This is a genomic window from Rhodococcus oxybenzonivorans, from assembly GCF_003130705.1.
GTDB classification, from domain to species: domain Bacteria; phylum Actinomycetota; class Actinomycetes; order Mycobacteriales; family Mycobacteriaceae; genus Rhodococcus_F; species Rhodococcus_F oxybenzonivorans.
Genome location: NZ_CP021355.1, coordinates 219,584 through 239,295 on the forward strand (window position 1 = coordinate 219,584; position 19,712 = coordinate 239,295).

At 63.6% G+C, this 19,712-nt stretch carries 12 protein-coding genes and 6 pseudogenes; 2 read left to right on the top strand and 16 right to left on the bottom strand.

What is annotated here, in order from left to right:
* Position 1: 1 nt before the first annotated feature.
* The 9 genes and pseudogenes from CBI38_RS31935 to CBI38_RS40980 all read right to left on the bottom strand — a co-directional run.
* Positions 2-307 (bottom strand): MmoB/DmpM family protein, encoded by a 306-nt coding sequence (locus tag CBI38_RS31935; protein WP_005568670.1) that lies wholly within the window; start codon positions 305-307, stop codon positions 2-4.
* 9 nt (positions 308-316) lie between these two features.
* Positions 317-928 carry a toluene-4-monooxygenase system B family protein gene (locus CBI38_RS40385; RefSeq protein ID WP_335743650.1) on the bottom strand — a complete coding sequence of 204 codons (612 nt, stop codon included), beginning with the start codon at positions 926-928 and terminating at the stop codon, positions 317-319.
* A 48-nt stretch (positions 929-976) separates the two neighbouring features.
* A pseudogene (locus tag CBI38_RS31950) lies at positions 977-2,456 on the bottom strand (ferritin family protein); the annotation flags it as partial.
* 284 nt (positions 2,457-2,740) lie between these two features.
* Positions 2,741-3,151 (bottom strand): hypothetical protein, encoded by a 411-nt coding sequence (locus CBI38_RS31955; RefSeq protein ID WP_109335594.1) that lies wholly within the window; start codon positions 3,149-3,151, stop codon positions 2,741-2,743.
* Positions 3,152-4,084: 933 nt separating this feature from the next.
* Entirely contained in the window at positions 4,085-4,207 is a 123-nt protein-coding gene (locus CBI38_RS40185; RefSeq protein WP_257792500.1) for a hypothetical protein, read from the bottom strand.
* Positions 4,208-4,645: 438 nt separating this feature from the next.
* Positions 4,646-5,171 (bottom strand): annotated as a pseudogene (locus CBI38_RS31960) (hypothetical protein).
* A 55-nt stretch (positions 5,172-5,226) separates the two neighbouring features.
* A pseudogene (locus CBI38_RS40720) lies at positions 5,227-5,875 on the bottom strand (hypothetical protein).
* A pseudogene (locus CBI38_RS39575) lies at positions 5,875-6,075 on the bottom strand (hypothetical protein); the annotation flags it as partial. The pseudogenes CBI38_RS40720 and CBI38_RS39575, both read right to left, overlap by 1 nt.
* A gap of 49 nt (positions 6,076-6,124) precedes the next feature.
* Positions 6,125-7,504 (bottom strand): annotated as a pseudogene (locus tag CBI38_RS40980) (transposase); the annotation flags it as partial.
* Between the two features lie 832 nt (positions 7,505-8,336).
* On the opposite strand from CBI38_RS40980, the gene CBI38_RS31980 reads away from it, so the two are divergent.
* Entirely contained in the window at positions 8,337-9,530 is a 1,194-nt protein-coding gene (locus tag CBI38_RS31980; RefSeq protein ID WP_109335595.1) for an NAD(P)-dependent malic enzyme, read from the top strand.
* A 483-nt stretch (positions 9,531-10,013) separates the two neighbouring features.
* Here the strand turns inward: CBI38_RS31980 and CBI38_RS39580 are convergent, their stop codons facing one another.
* From CBI38_RS39580 to CBI38_RS32010, 6 genes are all read right to left on the bottom strand, one after another.
* Positions 10,014-10,607 carry a DUF6308 family protein gene (locus tag CBI38_RS39580; RefSeq protein ID WP_230990397.1) on the bottom strand — a complete coding sequence of 198 codons (594 nt, stop codon included), beginning with the start codon at positions 10,605-10,607 and terminating at the stop codon, positions 10,014-10,016.
* Between the two features lie 430 nt (positions 10,608-11,037).
* Positions 11,038-11,976: a helicase-related protein gene (locus CBI38_RS31990; RefSeq protein ID WP_109335596.1), complete on the bottom strand. Its 939-nt coding sequence runs from the start codon at positions 11,974-11,976 to the stop codon at positions 11,038-11,040.
* An 83-nt stretch (positions 11,977-12,059) separates the two neighbouring features.
* The gene (locus tag CBI38_RS31995) at positions 12,060-12,704 is read right to left on the bottom strand and encodes a dimerization/docking domain-containing protein (RefSeq protein ID WP_109335597.1); all 645 of its coding nucleotides are present in this window, start codon (positions 12,702-12,704) and stop codon (positions 12,060-12,062) included.
* Positions 12,694-14,334 (bottom strand): SNF2-related protein, encoded by a 1,641-nt coding sequence (locus CBI38_RS32000; protein WP_109335598.1) that lies wholly within the window; start codon positions 14,332-14,334, stop codon positions 12,694-12,696. The genes CBI38_RS31995 and CBI38_RS32000 overlap by 11 nt, the downstream gene beginning before the upstream one ends.
* 3 nt (positions 14,335-14,337) lie before the next feature.
* On the bottom strand, positions 14,338-15,579 hold the full coding sequence (locus CBI38_RS32005; protein WP_109335599.1) for a hypothetical protein: 1,242 nt from the start codon (positions 15,577-15,579) through the stop codon (positions 14,338-14,340).
* A 557-nt stretch (positions 15,580-16,136) separates the two neighbouring features.
* On the bottom strand, positions 16,137-16,499 hold the full coding sequence (locus tag CBI38_RS32010) for a hypothetical protein (RefSeq protein WP_109335600.1): 363 nt from the start codon (positions 16,497-16,499) through the stop codon (positions 16,137-16,139).
* A gap of 237 nt (positions 16,500-16,736) precedes the next feature.
* Here CBI38_RS32010 and CBI38_RS32015 point away from each other — a divergent pair, with 237 nt between their 5' ends.
* Entirely contained in the window at positions 16,737-18,131 is a 1,395-nt protein-coding gene (locus CBI38_RS32015) for an IS1380 family transposase (protein WP_109335601.1), read from the top strand.
* Positions 18,132-18,373: 242 nt separating this feature from the next.
* Here CBI38_RS32015 and ltrA read toward each other — a convergent pair.
* Positions 18,374-19,635, bottom strand: a pseudogene (gene ltrA, locus CBI38_RS32020) (group II intron reverse transcriptase/maturase).
* Between the last annotated feature and the right edge of the window lie 77 nt (positions 19,636-19,712).

The window sequence follows — 19,712 nt, forward strand, 5'->3', positions numbered from 1 at the left end:
CTCAATCTTTCCTTTCCAGAAACCAAACAATCTCTTCGTCGTTGACCTGCTTCATGCGACCGGCGAATCCGCTCAGTGCCGGCTCGAGTTCCACCAGTGGAAAGGCCCGCCCGAGTTCCCGCTCCAGGCTGAGTTGGGTGAGCCGGCAGTACTCGGGCACCTGAATGCGGACATACCCTCCCTCGTCGTGTACTTGGACATCCGAGTCCGGGTTGTCAGCGATGATCGCGTCCGCAACGGCATCGGCCAGGTCCATGTCGAGTCCGCGCATGAGCGGTCCCACCATCTTGAGTCTCACGTCTGCCATCTCCGCCTTCTAGCTGTCATTCGCTCGGTTGTGATGTCGTACGCCGTCGCTCGGTATGCCAACTTGGATCTGTTCATCGGCGACGCGGACGGGGAACCGGTAGAGCCGGCAGCCTGTGGGGTTGAGTCCGTTTCCGGTTCGCATGTCGAACTGCCAGTGATGTCCGGGACATTCGAGGACACCCGATTCGTCGTTCCAGTTCCCGTCGGCGAGCAACACTTCCTGGTGCGGACACATGCCCTGGAAAGCCAGGATCTCGCCACCGACGTGGTGCACCAGCAGAATCTGCTCCCCGTGCAACTCCACGTCGATGATGTCGCCTTCCCACAGTTCACCGAGTTCGAGTGCGTCGGCCCATCCGTCCTCCACGTGACTCATCGATACCCCACCTGCAGCACATCGAGCGGGGGCCACCCCCGCATCGGCCACGGTGGCGGTGTCCGCGAGTACCTGGCCGTGGAACCGGACTCGCAGAGGCCCGGGCTGGGGCGCGACGCGTCGGCCGGCGGCGTGGTGTGCCACCTTCTCCGCGACGACCGACATCGGGTCCGCGTCGTCGATCGGTATGAGCATGACGACGAAGTCATCGTCGAATATCCCTTGCACTGGAAATAAAGCCATCTCGAGCCTCCTTCTCAGCTGGCCCCGGTCGCTGCCGGGTTGCCCGGCGAACGCCCATGCGTAGTTCGTTGCGTCCTGTCCTTGTTCCTCCGGCGACAGACTCATGTAGTCCAGGGCGCCGTCGATAGTCGGTGGTTGGATGACCCCGCTCAAGAAGCGATCAATGATCGTGAGTTGCCCGGCGAAGCGCTCCGGGTTCTGCTCATAGACCCACTTGCATGGTTCTGAACAGAAAAGGAGGCGGCGATCGGCCGTGTCCACTATCAGCGGCTCGGGAGTGTCCAACTTGCCGGCCAGGAAGCCGCTGGGTTGACGAGCGGGATCTGGCACATGTTGCAGACCATCGGAAACGTTTCGGGCAGTGTGAGTTCGGTCTTTCCGGCGCGGACGTTCTCAGTGATTACGTCCCATACCTTGCCGAACGTATCGTTCCAGCCGGGTACTTCTCCTCGAGCCATACGCGTTCCTCAGGCGAGACACCTGCATCAGGGTTCCACCAGACGGTCGGTCGCCACGTCCATACGCCAAGATGAAGGCCGTGGTGATACCAGTCCAACTCCTCGAGGAAATGGTCTTCCCAATACCACGGAACCTCGAGCCCGAAGTCTCGAAACTGATCCATGAACTGTTTGATCACCATCTCGCTCATGAACTCCTTGAACGAATGCTTGCGGTGCTCGAGGGGCGTGTAGTAGTCCATCGACAAACCGGTCAGCAGAGCGAAGATATGCCAGGTGCGCCAGAACATATGATCGACGAGCTTTTGCGCGACGTCCGCTCGGCCGTTGGCGATGAGGACCTTGATCGTCGGTTCCCCCTGCTGCGCATGCCGGGCCTCATCCGTCTGGATAGACGAGATCAATGACGCGAAATCGACGTCGCCGACCTTCATCGCGTCGGCAGCCATTCCAAGGAACTGCAAGTTCGTGAATCCGGTCTCGAAGGTGAAGGTCAGCTGGATGGCCGTGGATACAGCGTCATTAGCCGTGAACATGTCGTCGAAGAGGCTGCGTGCAGCGACCGCACCCCATTCGTTGGTATGAAACGCCTTGTGCGCCCAATCTGCTCGAGGTTCCTTCGCCAGCAGTCCGTGGGGAACGAAGGTCTGAATCTGGCCGTGCCTGGTCTCGTCGAGCGTCCCGTAAGTGGCCATGTTCCGCCACGCCGCACAACGGCCGAACCGCCCCATGCGGGCTTCACCGAGACCGGCGAGATACTCGGGAACTGCGATGGCACCGTAATGCGCCAGGATCGCCGACTTCCAACCGGGGTCGAGGCTTTCGTACATCGCCGACCGGGCGAGAATGGAATTCACCGCGTATACAGATACGTCCTTGTCGACCTGATTGTGGACGTACTCCGGGTATGTGATTTTGTACGGTTCGTCCCAGATCCACCACTTCTCCGCCGGTACTCCGTAGCTGTTGGACTGAATCTGCGGCCACACCTGATCTTCCTCGACATATCGGAGTGTCCAGTTCATGTCCCGCGTCAGGTCGTACCATTCGGATCGCGCCAACTGTGGCATGTTGTCTTCCTTACCCTTGTTCTTGGTGTGCGGACCGTGCCGTGCCGCAAGCCGCGGCCGCTGTCGAAGTCTCATGTCCCGGCCCGGTGGCCTGCACCGGACTCGCAATGGTGAATAAAACGCTCGCCGAATGCGTCCGAAAGCCGGCAACAAGGTGTTTCGTATGCCTATGAGGCCGGTACTCGTACGCTCCGCTGTCAAAATCGAGCGCAGGGCCGCGGGCGACTTCGATCACTCGAGGTGCCCGAATGCGCACTCGGCAACTCCCGCCGATCCGATCCCTCTTATCCGAGCGTTCGATGCAATTCGAAGGTGTGCAGCACAACGAGCGTGCCGTCCCCGAGGCGAGACGGCCGAATTGCAACCTCGCCCTTGCCGATCGGGACGGTGTCGTCCACGACCAGAGAGAACTCGCACCGGTCGTATCCGGGCGCGTTCACGTGTATCTCGATCGCATTGGTAGCAGCACATGAACCATGCGCCAGTATCTCGAAGACTCCCCCGGGCTCGGCGTCGAGGAGTACCCCCCATACTCCGACAACGGCGCCGGTCACTGCGGTGCCATCCTCGCCGACGATCTCACCCGCCAGAAGGAGTTCAGTGGTCCCGATGCCAAATTCACGCATCGTGAACGCCACGGGCGAGGCGAGATGTGTCAAGCTCGCCCCGGGGGGCTCGACGCTGGTGACAGCCATATGAATCCTCTCCTCCTTATCCGGACGGCCGGTAGTCCTACCGAGTCCGATCCATGCGGGAATGCCGGTAAAGCACATGAAACACATCGATTACACAGGGATGCAGGGTAATTGGTTCCCTTCGGCAGTCGCGCCGCGGATCGGCGTCCAATCAAAATGGCCCTCGTCGCGCATACCGGTCCTCCGCCGTCGATCAAGTCCTCCGCGGACAGCACATTGGTTCCAGACCAGGCGGCCCACGCCGTTCAAGAAATGCGTTCTCCGTCAATCCATGACCGGAAGGGGCGTTGGTGCGCCGGCGCGGCGTTTTGTGCCGTGTCGGGGCTTGACGAAATACCGCCATGACGCTCGACCTTCTTTCATGGCTACGCCTCAATGGGGGCTGGCTCCTGTTTGGCAAGACGTTAGATGCATCACACGTCGGTGACTGTCCACCCGGCGCAGAGACTGTCCAGATTGCGCAGAGACTTCGGAATCGCGCGGATTGCGTTACACGTTCGTAGTAGGGGTTTGCGACCGCGGTTGCCCGTCTCGCCCTCGATAGTCGGCGGCGGCAATCGGCCGAGGTGTCGAAACCCAGCGATAGGCCACATCGGCGACCGCATCGTGGAAATGGTGCAGTCTTGCTGCACTATCGAGCTACCAGCGTCCCCTGCAATTCGGTCGAGCTGAACGTCCAGTAGTGGTGGCAGACCCGGCCTTCGTTTGCCGTTGGGCGACCCGCGTTGTCGCCGCTGTATACGCTCCGTCATCTGCCGGTGCGGCGGTCTTCGTATGAAATCCTACTGAGGCCGAAAGCAGTTGTCCCCGAACCGGTCGACGCCCTGCGAGTCCTCCCCCAGCCGACCGCGGCAGGATCAGATCAACAGCCGATTGCTCTGCGGCGGTCGCTGTGCGCACCTCTGCGGCCACTGCACCGCCAAGTCAGTTCGATCATTCCTGGTCCCAGTACGACGAGCCGTCCTGTGGACCGTCGTCGTCGAACAGAGGCCACCCACCGAAAGCGGCGCCGCTCAGAGTGAGAATTGCGGTGAAGAACTTCTCCAAGAAGAACATGAAATCTGCTTTCTGTCTTGATTGAGACCATCTGTGTGACTACTACCGTGAGGCGCCACCGCACGCGCGCCACCGCAATGCTTCATCGGATTTGGCAGCGAGAATTCCAGTGCGCCGTCCCGGTTGCAGATAGCGGGCCGTGGACTGGTGGGCTTCGGATCGGTGAACAATCGCGTTCATAATCAACGAGGCATGGTGTACTTTAGGCGGTTTCGAGTTCCGCTGTCGACGACTCCGGCGTGGAGTGTTGTTCGGCGACGCGTTCCTTGGCGGCGATGACCCCCGGCGCCCCGATCCACGGCGACCTGTTCCGCGTGGTGTGGCCACAAAACCCTCTTGAGGACTGAGGAGGTGACGACAGCATCATCCGCCGTTTCCCAAGAAGCACCATCCGGCCGCCGAACCTTCTGACGCGGGTCACCTCGTCTTGGTGTCGTGTCAGTTGCCGATGACCGGCAGGATCAGCGCGATCCGCAGCTTCTGGTCGGTCGTCTGTCCGACGGCGAGTGATTGGTCCAGTAAGGGGGCCAGTGCTTGGACTTTCGCGTCCGCGTCCGCGAGGGTGTGCACGATCTGCTCCGCTGGAACGGCGGCGGCGTTGGCCCGATCGGTTGCAGACGCACCGGCGTCGATGATGCCGCCGAGTGGGGCGTCCGCGGACTTCAGGGCGTCACCGAGAGCCTGGAGTTGGATGCCGAGATCCCCGAGGGTGTGGTCCGCGCGGGTGAGGGAGTCGAGCACTCCGATGACTTCCGGGAGGCCCTGGTTGATTGCGGCGTTGGCGGGGGGCCGATTCCTTCGCCCCGGACAGTGCGTCGTTGGTGGTCTTGTCCACGGTTTTCGCCTGATTGACACCGTCTTTGAAGATGTCGTTGGTGATGCTCAAGTCTCGTGTGACGATCAGGATGCCGCATAAGAGTGCGATGGTGAATGCCAGGGAAATCGCCCAGGAGAGCCGAAACATGGTGTGTGTTCTGCCTTTCACTCGTTCCGTGGTCAGTGCCCGACCCGTCCGAGTGTTATGGGTTGGGGGTGGTCGCGACGCCGAGAGGGGGGGAGGTTCAGGGAGTTGACCGGGGGACCGACCACCGCGAGCAGTGGCCCGAGTTCCTGGATGTGCCGGGCTTCTTCCTCGATGTTTGCCAGGGTCGTGGCGATGGTGGTGGCCTTGGGGCCGAGCGTTCCCAGGGTGCCTTCGATCGTGGTCAGTCCCTGGTTGATGGCCTCGAGTTGCGTGGTGACCGAGCCGACCGCGGTCGACAGTCCCGCCACCGTCGGGCTCGCTTGGTTGGCGCGGTCGGTCACGTTCGCGACCAGGCCCGGCAGGGGCCCCGCGATCGTGCTGACGTCGCCGGTGGAGGCATTGAGTGTCTTGGCTTGTCCCGTCAACTCTCCGGCCTTGGTGGTCAGGCCTTCCAGGTCGTTGGCCAGCGGGTCCAGCGCCTGGATGTCTCCGGCGAGCTGGGCGTGTTTGGGGACGAGGATCCCGGTGAGGGTGTCGAACTGGCCGGCGGAATCGATGACCTCGAGACTCAGCTGCGACGGTCGTCCCAGCGGGTCGACGACGTCGTCGAGTCCGGGAAGAAACCCGTTGACGGCGCAGAGTAGCACCGCGGGCGCGAGCCCCAGCCCGAGCACGACCCCGAGCCATGCCTTCTTGGTGATCATCAGTTCCCTCCCGGTGCCGGAATGAAAGCTCCCTGTTCGGGAATCAGCGCGAGTTTGTTCGTCGTCCGCGTCAGCTCCGCGTTGAGCGCGTTCACCAGATCGATCGCCGTGGTGAGCTCGTTGTTCACGCCGGTGACGGTGGTGTTCGCGTCCGCCGAAATTTGATGCAGCGACGCCGCCGAACCCTGCAACGTGGGCGCCGCGGCGGGCGGTGGTGCACTGGGCGCGCACCGGGCAGGGCGCGCAGGTCGTGGTGTCGAACTTGATCACGATCGCCTCGGTGCCGCGCTGTCGACACGGGCTCCACGAGGAGCTGGTGTGGCCCTGCGGGCAGCGGGCGGTGCGGGTGTCGAAGTCGATGCAGAAGGCGGCCCGGTCGAACCCGGTGCCGGCCCGGGCCTGGGCGGAGACATCGGCCAGCAGCGGGCTGATAAGCGTGACCCCGTAGTCGCGGCGGGATGCGGCCACCAGCGGCATCGACGGGTAACCCGAATCCACGTAGTGCTCGCCGGGCAGCAGATCGCGGGCCTCGAGCGCCTGGTGGATCGGTGCGGTCATCGCCACGTCCGGCACGGCGGCGTGGGTGACCGCCACGTTCGTGATGATGTTGGGCACCTCGCCGTCCTCGCCACCGGGGTCCTCGCCACCGGGTGCGCAAAGCTCGGGCGGTGTGCCGCAGGTCTCGGAGTAGTGCACCTTGTAGCCACACCAGAACAGGTCCTCGCCCTTGGCGGCCCAGCGGGCGTCGAGGTCATAGGGGGAGGCCACCCGCAGTCTGCCCGGCGGGAGACCGTCCTGCTCCGCCTCCCGCCGCGTGATCACCTCCCGCCCGTTGCTGGTGAGGGTGCGGGTGTAGTTCTGCAGCAACACCACCCGCAACACCTCCACCGCGGGCAGCTCGGCCAGCCAGCCCGGTGCGTCGGGTGCGTAGACCGCGCGCAGCAGCGCGTACCCGTCGGTACCATAGGCGCCGGCCAGTTCCTCCCGCTTGGTCTTGGAGGACGGCATCCGCCAGGAATCGACGCGGCGCCCGTAGCGGGTGTTCCAGTCGCTGACGTCGGGGGCGGTGGCCAGCCAGCCCGGCGCGGCCACCGCGAGCGCCTCCAGGGCGGCCCGCACCGTCTCCCCGGCCAGCTCGGTCCGGTTCAGGTCCCGCACCGCGGAGATCACGTGGGTGGAGTCGGTGCGCTGCTTGCCACCCGCGGCCACCAGCCCCTTGTCCTGCAGCGCCGCCAGCAGCAGGTCCAGTGCCAACTCCTCCAGCCCGTGGTCGAGAAGACGGGTACGGAACTGGGAGAGCACGGTGAAGTCGAACCCCGGATCGTCCAACTCCAGCGCGAGACAGTACTTCCAGTCGATGCGGGCGCGCACCGCCTCGGCGGCCTGCCGGTCGGTGAGGTTCTCGGCGAACTGCAACACCGTCACCATCGCCAGCTGCGCCGGCGAGATGCCAGGCTTGCCGCGCACCCCGAACGCCGCCGCGAACCGCTCGTCGGCGAACAGCTCGCCCAGCTCGTCGCGGATTCGGATCGCCAGCGCCCCCCTCGGGAACGCCGCCCGGGCCATCCTCGCCGTCAACACCGGCACACCCACGGGCCGCCGCGGCCGCATCGACACCACACACCCCATCTTGCGGCCGGGTCGGGACCAGCGAAAGACGACCGCTGCACGATCATCCGACAGGAAGATCAACAGTCACGGCACCACCGTCGGCGTGTCAACGAAAATTAGGCAACAGGGTCACGAGAGTAGAAGGATCCTGCTGACTCATTGCACATTCCCGCACAGAATCACCATCGCACCTATCTGCGTCGCGTTATCTCGTGTGTAATCCACGAGAACACGGTGGATCCGGAAGTGGGAGAAGTCCACCGATGGAAGCCGACAGGGCTGCCCTTTCCGAACAACGAGCACTGGCGACGGGATGAGGAACGCAAACTGGCCGCCCCGAGGTAGTTCTCACGTTCGGAGCGCGCCCAAGCAGGCAGGGCAACGAGGAAACCATTGCCGTGCCTACGCGTCGGCATATATCCGCTTGCCGCTCATACGCGGAGACCTTCACATCTGTCGCCCCCACTGCGGTCAGCAGTTCCGGGTCGACTCCAAAGGCGTTGCACATCAACAGACGTCGCACATTCAGGGTCGGCGTGTTCAACGGACGTCGACATATGGACGGCAACCTTCGCGCACCATGCGGTATCGAGTGTCTTCCGCGCGCGCTGTCGCGGGACAATCTTGTCGAGCAACGTCCGGGGGCACAGCAGCTCATCGTTTGGACTGGTCGTGCACTACCGTGAGCACCGGTGTACCTTCCCAACCAGTGTGTTGGCGGGCTGGTATTGATCAATATCGATTCCCGAATGATCACCTCCGGGACGGTGCGTGCTCCCAGAACCTCATCCACAGGCATCGATCATCGCTCGGTCCAGATCCACGCCGAATCCCATACCACAGGAGAGACATGTCTATCGTTTCGGAAATGACCGCACCGCAGAAGGTCGAGCTGACCGACGAGGAGATCTTCGCCGGCCACATCGGGGGGAAGCTCTCGGTTGAGACCACGACCGCCCTCGATACGCAGCGCGCCCTGTCCATTGCCTACACGCCCGGCGTCGCGCAGGTCTCCCGCGCCATCGCCGCCGACGAGACCCTCGCCGACCGGTACACCTGGACCAGCCGCCTGGTGGTCGTCGTCTCCGACGGCTCCGCGGTACTCGGTCTCGGGGACATCGGCCCGCGGGCCTCCCTGCCCGTGATGGAGGGCAAGTCCGCCCTGTTCAAGAACTTCGCGGGCCTGAACTCGATCCCGCTGGTCCTCGACACGAAGGACCCCGACGAGATCGTCGAGACCCTGATCCGGCTGCGCCCGAGCTTCGGTGCGGTCAACTTGGAGGACATCTCCGCACCGCGCTGCTTCGAGATCGAACAGCGCGTCATCGAGGCCCTGGACTGCCCGGTCATGCACGACGACCAGCACGGCACCGCCATCGTCGTGCTCGCCGCCCTCAAGGGTGCGGTCACGGTCCAGGACCGCGACCTCCACCAGCTGCGGGTGGTCATCTCCGGTGCCGGCGCCGCCGGTGTGGCCTGCGCGAACATCCTGCTCGCCGCGGGGATCGCCGACGTGACGGTCCTCGACTCCAAGGGCATCGTCTCCGCCGACCGCCAGGACCTGAACGCGGTCAAGGTCGACCTGGCCGCGCGCACCAACCCGGCCGGCCGCCGCGGCGGCATCGTCGAAGCCCTCGACGGGGCGGATGTGTTCCTCGGGGTGTCCGCGGGCACCGTGCCGGAGGAGCTGATCGCGACGATGGCCAAGGATTCGATCGTGTTCGCGTTGTCGAACCCGGACCCGGAGATCCACCCGGACATCGCCCGTAAGCATGCGGCGATCGTGGCCACCGGACGCTCGGATTTCCCGAACCAGATCAACAATGTGCTTGCCTTCCCCGGGGTGTTCCGTGGTGCCCTGGATGCCGGTGCCCGCCGGATCACCGAAGGTATGAAGCTTGCCGCCGCCGAGGCAATCCTCTCGGTCGTCGGTGACGAGTTGGCTGTGGACAAGATCGTTCCCAGCCCGCTCGATCCTCGCGTCGCTCCCGCTGTCGCGGAGGCAGTCGCCGCCGCTGCCCGCGCAGAAGGCGTCACCGACTAGCGAAACAGATGTCAGGAGAGGGGCGTACACCGCCGCGAGGTTCTCGGCGATCTTGTCGACGCCCCCTGCGTCGACCGCTGTCGCGAAACCGATCTGCAGAGGCAGGGTGCGCAGGACAGCGGGGGCCAGGGATATTGCAGGTCGTCGGCGTCGAGGATGCCGCCGAGCCCGGCCAGCGGGCCGCCTGCAACGCGATGTACGGGTAATAGGCGGTCATGAGCGAAGTCGTGGCCGTCCAAATCCGGGTGGACGCGGTACTGAATAGTGTTGCGGTGCAATTGCACCAGAGCGACTCATCCGGGGTACACACCGGCGCTGGCACTCCCCGACACGTCGCCGGTACCCTGACATCACAAACCCGGGGACATGTCATCACACCAGGTCACAACACCATTACACCCCTCACGCAGCACACGGCCCGCACCCCGGAAGTAGGGTGCGGGCCGCCGTCAGACCAAGCAGATTCAGAGCTTCGCCGGCGGTTCAGTCGGGGGTGAAGAACACAGTTCCATTCCGATCATGAACCACGCGACCATTGCAGCCATCGGCAGGAGCGGGCCCACCAAAGGGTAGAGCGAACTGGCGTGCGGGCCGCCATGGAACCGTCATCAGCCCGCACGCCACCACCACAACGGCTGGTCCCGCCCAGCTCACCCAATACTCGACCGGCGGTGGATCAGGCCCGAACGAGCTGAACGAGCCGTGCGGATACACCCGCGGCTGCAGGACATTGCCGTAGTGCTGCCACAGCATCACCGTCGGCAGATAGCAGAAGAACCCCAGCAGCAGGCCCGCGCACACCCCCAGCGAAATCCGCCAACCTCTCCCCGTCCCCGCCGGTGGTCTCAGCGCATCGGCGCGGGGACCTGCACCGACAGGAACGCCCGCCGCAACCAGGTCATCCGCGGTGAACCGGTCCGCCTCCCCCGCCCGGTCCTTGGTGCTGAACCAGGAGTCGAAGTACGCCCCGACATAGGCGTCGTCGCCCAAGTACGGGCGGCCGTAATACTTCGTCAGCGCCTCGACCGCCACAGCGTCCGAGTCCGTCGCGAGGGTGGTCGGCAACCGCAATGTCATACCCCGCACCCTCTCACCCCTCAGGCGCCGGCGACCGGGAACCGGGAACCGAGGGCGTCGCTACGCGCCGAGCCCGGAAACCAGTGTCGGTGTCGGCCGCGGCGCGGCCAAGGCGAGTTCCTCATCCACTAGCGCGACAGAGGATTTCATCGTGAGCGATCATCTGGTTCACTTACTCCGCAACTGGCAGGCAGAAGCGCCTCAAGCTCAGGGGTTCCGTAGGTGAGCAGCGTGACACCCTCACTGCTATGTTCGCTGACGTCTCGGTCGAAAGTGACTAGGAACTCGGCGTTCTCTTGCCTGACTCGTAAGTAGTCGGCCGCCGCGGTCGTTCCCGAGCTTGTGCCGAACGAAATCGACGCCACCGGCACCGGTGGCGTAACTCGGTACACCCCATCCGTACCATCGACAAGACTCAGGTGGGGCCTGGTCAGCGGGTTGGTGGTGAGCACCCTCTCCAAATCGTCGAGATCGGTCTCGCCGCACAGCTCGGGCGGCTGTTCGATGTGCCCGATGATTTCTGGCGAGTCGCCGAGGTCGGCGGACTTGACGATGTTGTTGTTGAGGCTCTCAACCTCCTCCTTGAGCGCGTCGACCTGCTGCTCGATCGCCTCGTCGCTAGATGTCTAGGACCGGCAGAGCCGGTATTTTGAGTCAAGTTCGTTGTTCTCGGGTCGGCTTCGAACGCGTAGCGTGGAACGTGCTCGCTCCACAGCGCAAAGACAGCGCACCTGACCTGCCGAAACTCATTTCGCGCCATGGTCAACATACATAGGCGTAGCGGGTGGTGGCGATCGGCCATTCTGACCGCGAGTCCCTGCGTAAGCCTGCGCCGAAACCAGAGTCGACCACGGCATGCCTTGTCGGGCTGGGGCGCAGCCCCGGTAGCATCTCCGAGTGCGAGTTGCTCGATCGCCTTCTCGATGTTGGCGAGCACGGGGGCTGCGTCGCCCACGATGTCGGTGAAGTCCCCGTAGTCCTCGGCGATTCCCTCGTAGACGCGCTGCTCGACGGTGTCGGCGTAGAAGTAGTTCGTGACGGTGATGTCCTTGTAAGACGCACCAATACGGTCGACGCGGCCGATGCGCTGCTCGACCCGCATGAGGTTCCAGGGCATGTCGTAGTTGATGAGCCGGCCGGAGGTTTGCAGATTGAGGCCCTCGCTCATGGAGTCGGTGCCGATAAGCACGGTCAACTCACCACCGCGGAACTGGTCCTTGATCACGGCCTTGCTGACTTCGGACCAGGTCTTGTTGGTGTCGTTGTAGATCTGTCCACCGCGGCCGGAGTAGCAGCCGATCTTGGTAATCCCGGCCATGATCAGCCGTTCGCGGACGTAGTCCATCGTGTCGGTGTACTGGGTGAACACGACCAGGCTGTCGTAGGTCAGGAGTGCTTGGTTGACGTCGGTGACCAGGCGTGTCGCTTTGGTGTCCTCGCCAGTGATCTTGTTCAGGTCGTTGAGGAACAGCCGCAGTTCGTGGATCTCGCCCTGGAGGCGGGTGGCGGACCCTTCGAGAGTTTCCGGTTCGAAGAGGAGTCTTCGACATCGATATTGTCGTCGTCCGAGAGGAGGTCGACCAAACTTTTGCCTTGTTCGAGGACGTCCAGACGGCGTGTGAGGGACTTTTTGATCGCCTCGAACGACGAGGTGAGGCGACGACGGTAGATGGTCATGATGAATCCGAGCGCCTGACTGGACTGGTCCTTCTTGTACGAGTTGTAGTGGCGCCGGATGTATTCCTCGATTCGGTCGTATAGCTTTCGCTCACCTGGTGCGAGCTGGATGAAGGCGTCGTTGACGTGCCGGGTCGGGATGACGACGTCGTCGCCTATGATCCCCGCGGCCTGGTATTCCCGCAGGGTGGTTCGGGTGTTTCTGAACACCCGGTCCCGCATCGGGTTGTGGCGGCGTAGCCATTTTTCCATCCATTCGGAGGCTTCGTTTGGCATCTGCGAACGCGCTTCGGCGGACGGTGGATTCGCGTGCAGCTCGGTTACCGCCCATGCGCTGACGAGCCCCAGTGCCGCATTGACCTGATCTTCGAGGTGCTGGTCTCGCTCCGCGTTCGGGTCTGCGAAGTAGTCAGCCAGCATCTCGCACTGGAGCTTCCACGCGCGGGATCGGGGATCGTGACGGAACCGCTCGAAATACTCGAGGAAGTTGGATGCGGATAACGCCCACCTCCCGTTCAACCCGAGCAGAGATCAGATCCCACGCTTCATGTGGGTTCATCTGCATCGGGGTAGCCGACGCAAGGTAGAGCGCCTGCCACATCTCGTTGTCGCGCATCTCTAGCAGCAAGCCGAGCAGCGAGTTCGGCGTGTCGCTCGGTTTCGATCCCCGCCGCCGTGAGTGGTGCGCCTCATCAACAAGGACGACGTCCCATGGTCCCGCCGCCAGGATGTCTTTCCGACGGTCTTTGCGGCGTGCAAGGTGGCTCGAGGCGAGCACGATCGGGAATGCCGACCAGGGGTTTGTCCCGGCCGGTACAGGGACCGGTTCGTCGTTCGGGTCGAGGAATTCGCCCTTCTCGAGCCGTGGCACGTCGAGGTTCATCTTCTCGTGAAGTTCTTCCTGCCACTGTCGCATCACCGATGCCGGCACCAGCAAAAGTGCTTTGCTCGCCTTGCCGGACAGGAACAGTTCACGCAGCACGAGACCTGCTTCGACGGTCTTGCCCAGCCCCACCTCGTCGGCGAACAAGTAGCCGCGCGGGTAGGTGGCTACGACCCGGTCGATCAGGCGCGCTTGGTGTGGCAGCGGCTCGACCTGTGCGGTGCCGACCGCTGTGTACGGCGACGCCTTCGGTCGGCCGGCGAGGTCGACGAGCTGGGTCCATGCCTCCTGCGCATCCACCGGTTGTGCATCTTGCCCGTCTGGTTCGCCATCTTCCTCAGATTCCGAATCCGGTGTCGCCTTCGGCAGCGGAGGCGCAGCCGGTGCATGCTCGATGAGGTGCTCGCGCACCGCCTGGGGCAGCGGCACGATCGCCCAGCCCTCGTCCGGCTGGTCATGCCAGTGTCGCTCGAAATCCCGGACTGCTTCCTGACCGTTCCACTCCCACACGGCTGGCATCCACGAGGGGTACACGTCGAAGGTTTCGTGGTTCACGGCCCACGCCCGCACAGAGGCATTGTTCGATCCGTTGAAGGCGACCCGATTGCCGTATCGGTCCGTGAACACACCGTATTTGGTGTGGAAATACCGGCCCGACTCCTGGTAGGACAGTAGCTTCCCACCGAGGCGCGGAACCCCGACCCGTATCTCGAGCCGGTCGTGGGCGACCATCCAGGCGAGTACGCTCAGGTGCTCGTTCGCGACGATTTTCGTTCCTTCGAGGGCGGGGTCCGCCAATAGTCGCGCGGCTACGACCTCGCTCAACGGCTGCCCGGACAGCACTGCCTGGACATCGGTTCCGTTCAGCTGAGCGCCCACGATGAGGCGCATTCGGCCACCGTTGGCCAGAAACTGGGCGGTCCCCTGTGCCGCGAAGGCGAGCTCAGCCGCTGACCAGTACCCGACCGCGCGATCGTAGGCGATCGCGCGCGAGAGCATCGGGATGTAAAACGTGCTCAGCGGGTGGTCGTTCGGGCTGTAGCGGCCCTGCACCCCGATTCCGACGAACGAGTCGTCGGTATCGGGGAGACCGATCAGCTCCCCCTGGTGAGCCTTTCCAGCAACGGGCAGGCCCATCAACAGTGACTCTTGCGGATCCGGCTTCATCGGTCAGTCGTCCCCGAACAGCGATCCCTGCACTGCCGGCGCGGCCAGGTCCTCGGACTCCGGCACGGTGACAGTCGGGAAGTACAGCGTGCACAGGGTGTCCAGCAGACCGGCTTCTGGAATGATCCACGCCCCCTTCGCCCTCGTGCGTGGGATCGCGTTGACGAGCCCCTGCACGGTTGAGATGAAGCCCGATTCGGCTGTGAACCCATGCTTGTCGAGGAAGCGCTTGGCCGCGGGCATACCGTCTATTTCGGCGATGTAGAGAGCTGTGTCGACGGCGTCGATCGTGTACTCAAATTTTTCGGCTTCGGTTCGGACTCCGGGAAGCTCGCTGTCCGCGTCACGCCGCAGCCGCTCGGACGGTTTTAGAAGAGAGACAGTACCGGTCTTCTTCTTCACGATCTTTGCGCGTTCGAGCTGGTCTACATCCAGGCCACCAACAGCGAGCGCCAGCAGCCGCGCGGTGTCGTAGGGGAACTCGCGGGCTCCGAAGATGTCCCACGACAGGAGCACGAAGTCGGTCATGTCGTCGACGTGAGCGGCCTTGCCGACGAGTCTGGAGCGTCGCAGCTGCACAACCTCCTCTCGCGCAAGGTCAAGTGCGTCCTCCGGGCGCAGGAGCTTGTCTTTTCCATCTTGATCCGGGACAGATGAGTACACCGGCCAGTTCTGCGATATCACGGACAGAGTTGGTCCGTAGGTGGACAGGAGCAGGTCCACGCCGTCGATGCCGTCGTGCTGGAACCGCTGCGCAGCGGCGCGGGCTGCATTGCGGATTTCCTGTTCGATGTCGTCGAGGTACACAAGTCCGGAGCCGTTGGTAGCCTCGCGCTTGCGGCATACAAGCATGATTGTGGATGCCGCCGAGTTCAGGTTCGCTTGGTGCAGCGACTGTTCTTTCTCAGTGTTGACCGGCCAGGAGGTCTCAATGGTAAATCCTGCCTGCAAGAGCCCCATGCCGAGTGTGTCCCATGCCTCGGCGCGTTTGTGGGTGAACATTACCGAGAGGACGTCATCGTCCCGTAGCACCCTGCGTGCCTCGGCGAAGATGGCCGTCATCTTCGCTTCGTAGTCGAGGTCGGCAAGTTCCTTCTTACGTCTTCCCATTGCCGCGAACCGTGCGGGGTTCGCGACCGCCTCGTTCTCCTTGTCCGTTTGGTCGCCGACAAAGTATTCCGGGACGAGGCGGCCGAGTGTTCGCTTCTCCCACACGTAGAAGAAGCCGGCGAGTTCGGCGTACATGACGTTGTCGTAGTAGGGCGGATCCTGCAGATGTGGGCCACTGAGCAGTCCTCAATAGAGGGCATATCTGCAGCGCTGCCCTGCGAGACCGCCACCCGACGTTCGAGGGGAGCTTCGCCGGCCATTCCGGATGCCCCGGTGTCTTCCAACAGTCGTGCGATCTCCGCGTAGTTGGCCTTGAGCCGGTCGAAGCACCACGAATACAGCGCGTTCGCGCCCTCGAACTCGGCGAACGTCCATTTGAATGAGAAATTGTGCTTGTCGAAGACACTGCGCATACCTTGTGAACCGATGTTCCAAGTCGAGGAGCGCGCGTTCCAGTTCACGGCCTTTCCCTGCATAAGTGCTAGCTCGAACAGAACGTCTCCTGCTTGATCGCCCATTGCCTCCTCCACTTCGACGATGAGCTTCGCAAACTCGTCAGAGAACGTGCCATGTACCAGAGCCTGCCGCGGGGTAAACATGTCGAGCCAGGTGTACCGGCCGTACAGCCGATGACCACGGTCGTAGTTCGCTTCGTCGGGAATGTCTTCCGAGGGAAGGATGCCGCGCGCCTGTCATACATCCTTGACGTCGGCGAAGCGTGCTTCAGCGGATCGGAGTGCGGCATGGTCATCTTCGGTCGGAGCGCGGAAGGTGCGTTCACCGGAGGCAGTGCGAATTGCAACGGCATACAGAATCTCTGACATGCGTCCGGCTTGCGCTTCGGCCTTGATGTAGTCACCGTCGATGACCATGTCGTCATAAGGAGAGATCGCTCTGCCTCCGGCAGCGATACCTCTGCTAGCTTCAGCAGCGTCAACGTCCCGACCGAATATGACGTCGAACTGGGGCTCGTCCAAAGCCACACCGTCAGCCTCGGTGCGCATCCGCACTGCGACTTCTTTTCCTTCAATCTTGCGAATCCACATGTCCGGCATCAACGGCACCGTCCGACCTGTCCGGGGACACGCGACAGTGTTCGCGAACAGGTACGTCGCGACCTTTTCTCCTTTGCCATGGGGGAAAAAGTCGACTAATCGCTCTTCGACGCGCTTAACCTGGATCCGTGGAGACTGCGCCAGCCGTAACGGCGTGTGAATGACGAAAGCGCCTCCCGTAGTGGGACAATCAAGATTCTCACATCACGATCGTCCACATACGGAAAGGCACTTTCAGTGCAATCATCGCACACGTTCACGACTGGGTCCGCGGTGTTCGACGAATACAATCTCGTGTCCGCGGCCGGGCTGGTCCCGGTCCTCGAACTGGGCGAACAGGCCGGCCTGTCGGACCTGATCGACACCCATGTCGACCTCGCCTCCACGCGGGTGGCCTCGGGTGCGGCGAACCCGGTGGGGAAACTGACCTCGATCATCGGCGGGATGCTCACCGGAGCCGACAGCATCGACGATGTGGACACGATCCGCGCCGGCGGCACCCCGATTCTCTTCGACCAGGTGTATGCCCCATCGACATTGGGGATCTTCCTGCGCGAGTTCACCTACGGGCACAGCCTGCAGCTCGGGGCGGTGTTGCGTCGGCATCTGATCGGCCTCGCCGCCCGCACCCCGCTGCTGCCCGGCATCGAGGACCGGGCGTTCCTCGACATCGACTCGTTGCTGCGCCCGGTGTACGGGCACCAGAAACAGGGAGCGTCCTACGGGCACGCGAAAATCGCGGGCCGCGCCCTGCTCCGCAAGGGCCTGTCGCCGCTGGTCACGACCCTGTCCACCGCGAACAGCGCCCCGCTGGTCGCGGAGATGCGGCTGCGGGCCGGCAAGACGGGATCCGGCCGCGGCGCCGCCTCCCAGCTGCGCTCGGCGATCAGCACCGCCCGCGCCTGCGGTGCGACAGGCAAGATCATGGTCCGCGGTGATTCGGCGTTCGGCAACAAGGCCGTCATCGGGGCCGCGGTCGCCGCGGGTATCGAGTTCTCCGTGGTGATGACCCGGAATCCGCGGATCACCCGGGCCATGGAGAGCATCGACGAGCAGGAGTGGACGCCGGTGCACTACCCCGGTGCGGTCACCGACCCCGACACCGGGGAGCTGATCTCCGACGCCGAGGTCGCCGAAACCTCATACACCGCGTTCTCCGGACGCCACAAGGTCACCGCCCGCCTGGTCGTGCGCCGGGTCAAGGACGCGAACCACCCGGATGCGTTGTTCCCGATATGGCGCTATCACCCGTTCTTCACCAATTGCGACCTGCCGACCGTCGACGCCGACATCACGCACCGCAAACACGCGATCGTGGAAACGGTGTTCGCGGACCTGATCGACGGACCACTCGCTCACATCCCGTCGGGGCGTTTCGGCGCGAACAGCGCCTGGGTGCTCTGCGCGGCGATCGCTTACAACCTGCTGCGCGCCGCCGGCACCCTCGCCGGCGGCCGCCACGCCGCCGCCCGCGGGGCCACCCTGCGCCGGCACTTGGTCAACGTCCCTGCCCGATTCGCCCGGCCGGCGCGCAAACCCGTGCTCCACCTACCCGCGCACTGGCCCCGACAAGCGGACTGGACAACCCTCTGGGACAACGTCATCGACTACGAACCGCCGCAAGCTGCCTGACCCGGCAACCCGGCAACCCGGCCACCCCGGCCCTGACCCAGGAACACCCAACGTGGACGAGCTGACCACCGGTTAGCAGATCAACCACGCCACCAACGGCGTCGCCCGTCGGCATCACCACAGAATCGACCCGAAAATCACCGAGATCACCGATCCGTCGGGTGGCCCGGGGGAATCGCACCCCCGGGCTCCCACAGATCCCGGCGTGACAGTCTCCCGTCACCGGGCTCTTGTCATCCTGGTCACCAGACAGACGAGACGGATGGAACCCATTTCCAGTGCGCGAACATGCGGGGATACCGTGCGGTGATCCCCTGCCAGCACTCGATGGCTTTCTTCTCAGCCCGCAGCCGACGATATTTCTTGCGGATCCACCGCACCAAGTAGGCGTTGATGCGTGAGAGGACTTGATACAGGGCAGAGCGGTGAAACGCCCCGTAGTACTGCATCCATCCCCGCACGATCGGATTGATGCGTTGCGCGAGGTCGGCGAAGGCGTGACCGGTGCGGGTGTGCAGCCGCCAGGACCGCACCGCCGCACCGATCTTCTTCACAGCGTCCTTGCTGATCGCGGGCAAGAACGCGCTGAAGTGCTGCCCGTGCTTGTTCCGCGCCCTGCGCTGGCGGAACGTGAACCCCAGGAACGTGAACGACGTGTGCTCATACGAGCCGCGCCGCGTGCCGTCCTGGCAGTAGACGATCCGTGTTTTGTCGGGATGCAGACGCAACCCGACCTGTCCCATCCTGTCGCCGATCGCGGCCAGCACCCGCTTCGCTTGATGCTCGCTGGCGCAATGCACCACCGCATCGTCGACATAGCGTTCGAACGCGATACCCGGGAACTCCCGGGCCATCCACGCTCGAACGCATAGTGCAGGAACAGATTAGCCAGTACAGGCGAAACCGCAGAACCCTGCGGGGTCCCCCGGTCTCGTTGTTGCAAGACCCCGTCGGCCCGCTGCAGCGGCGCTTGGAGCCACCGCTTCACATACAGCAGAACCCACGGTTGGTCGGTGTTCGCTTCCACCGCTTTGACGATGAACTCCCAAGGCACGGTGTCGAAGAACTTCTCGATATCGAGGTCGATGACCCAGTTGCTCTTCCAGCACCGTCTCCGGCACGCTCCCACCGCATCGAGCGCCGACCGGCCCGGGCGGTAGCCGTAGGAGTCGGGATGGAAGATCGGTTCGACCCTCGCCTCCAACCGCCTGGCCACCACCGTTTGAGCGACGCGATCGGCCACAGTGGGCACCCCTAGAATTCGGATTCCCGCGTCGTGCGGCTTCGGTATCTCCACCGCCAACACCGGAGGCGGAAAGTAACTCCCCGAGGACATCCGATTCCAGACCTGATAGAGATTGTTCTTCAGGTCCTTCTCGAACTCCTCGATCGAGCACCCGTCCACTCCCGGCGCCCCCTTGTTCGCTCTCACCTTCTCCCACGCCTCGCGCACTTCCCACTTCGAAATCTCGAACGACTTGCCTGACGATGTCAGCTCGCCCATGCGACTCCTCCCGGAACATGCCGGTTGATCGAGTGAACAAACCACGAATGACCTGGCCCCTTGGCTCCACCGCCACC

What these genes read in the sequence shown, in the direction of transcription:
- CBI38_RS31955 (WP_109335594.1), bottom strand. Translation starts at nt 3,151, where the DNA reads ATGGCTGTCACCAGCGTCGAGCCCCCCGGGGCGAGCTTGACACATCTC.
- CBI38_RS32005 (WP_109335599.1), bottom strand. Translation starts at nt 15,579, where the DNA reads ATGTACGCCGAACTCGCCGGCTTCTTCTACGTGTGGGAGAAGCGAACA.
- CBI38_RS32010 (WP_109335600.1), bottom strand. Translation starts at nt 16,499, where the DNA reads ATGCCGGACATGTGGATTCGCAAGATTGAAGGAAAAGAAGTCGCAGTG.
- CBI38_RS31995 (WP_109335597.1), bottom strand. Translation starts at nt 12,704, where the DNA reads ATGCTGGCTGACTACTTCGCAGACCCGAACGCGGAGCGAGACCAGCAC.
- CBI38_RS40385 (WP_335743650.1), bottom strand. Translation starts at nt 928, where the DNA reads ATGGCTTTATTTCCAGTGCAAGGGATATTCGACGATGACTTCGTCGTC.
- CBI38_RS31935 (WP_005568670.1), bottom strand. Translation starts at nt 307, where the DNA reads ATGGCAGACGTGAGACTCAAGATGGTGGGACCGCTCATGCGCGGACTC.
- CBI38_RS32000 (WP_109335598.1), bottom strand. Translation starts at nt 14,334, where the DNA reads ATGAAGCCGGATCCGCAAGAGTCACTGTTGATGGGCCTGCCCGTTGCT.
- CBI38_RS31980 (WP_109335595.1), top strand. Translation starts at nt 8,337, where the DNA reads ATGTCTATCGTTTCGGAAATGACCGCACCGCAGAAGGTCGAGCTGACC.
- CBI38_RS40185 (WP_257792500.1), bottom strand. Translation starts at nt 4,207, where the DNA reads ATGTTCTTCTTGGAGAAGTTCTTCACCGCAATTCTCACTCTGAGCGGC.
- CBI38_RS39580 (WP_230990397.1), bottom strand. Translation starts at nt 10,607, where the DNA reads ATGACATTGCGGTTGCCGACCACCCTCGCGACGGACTCGGACGCTGTG.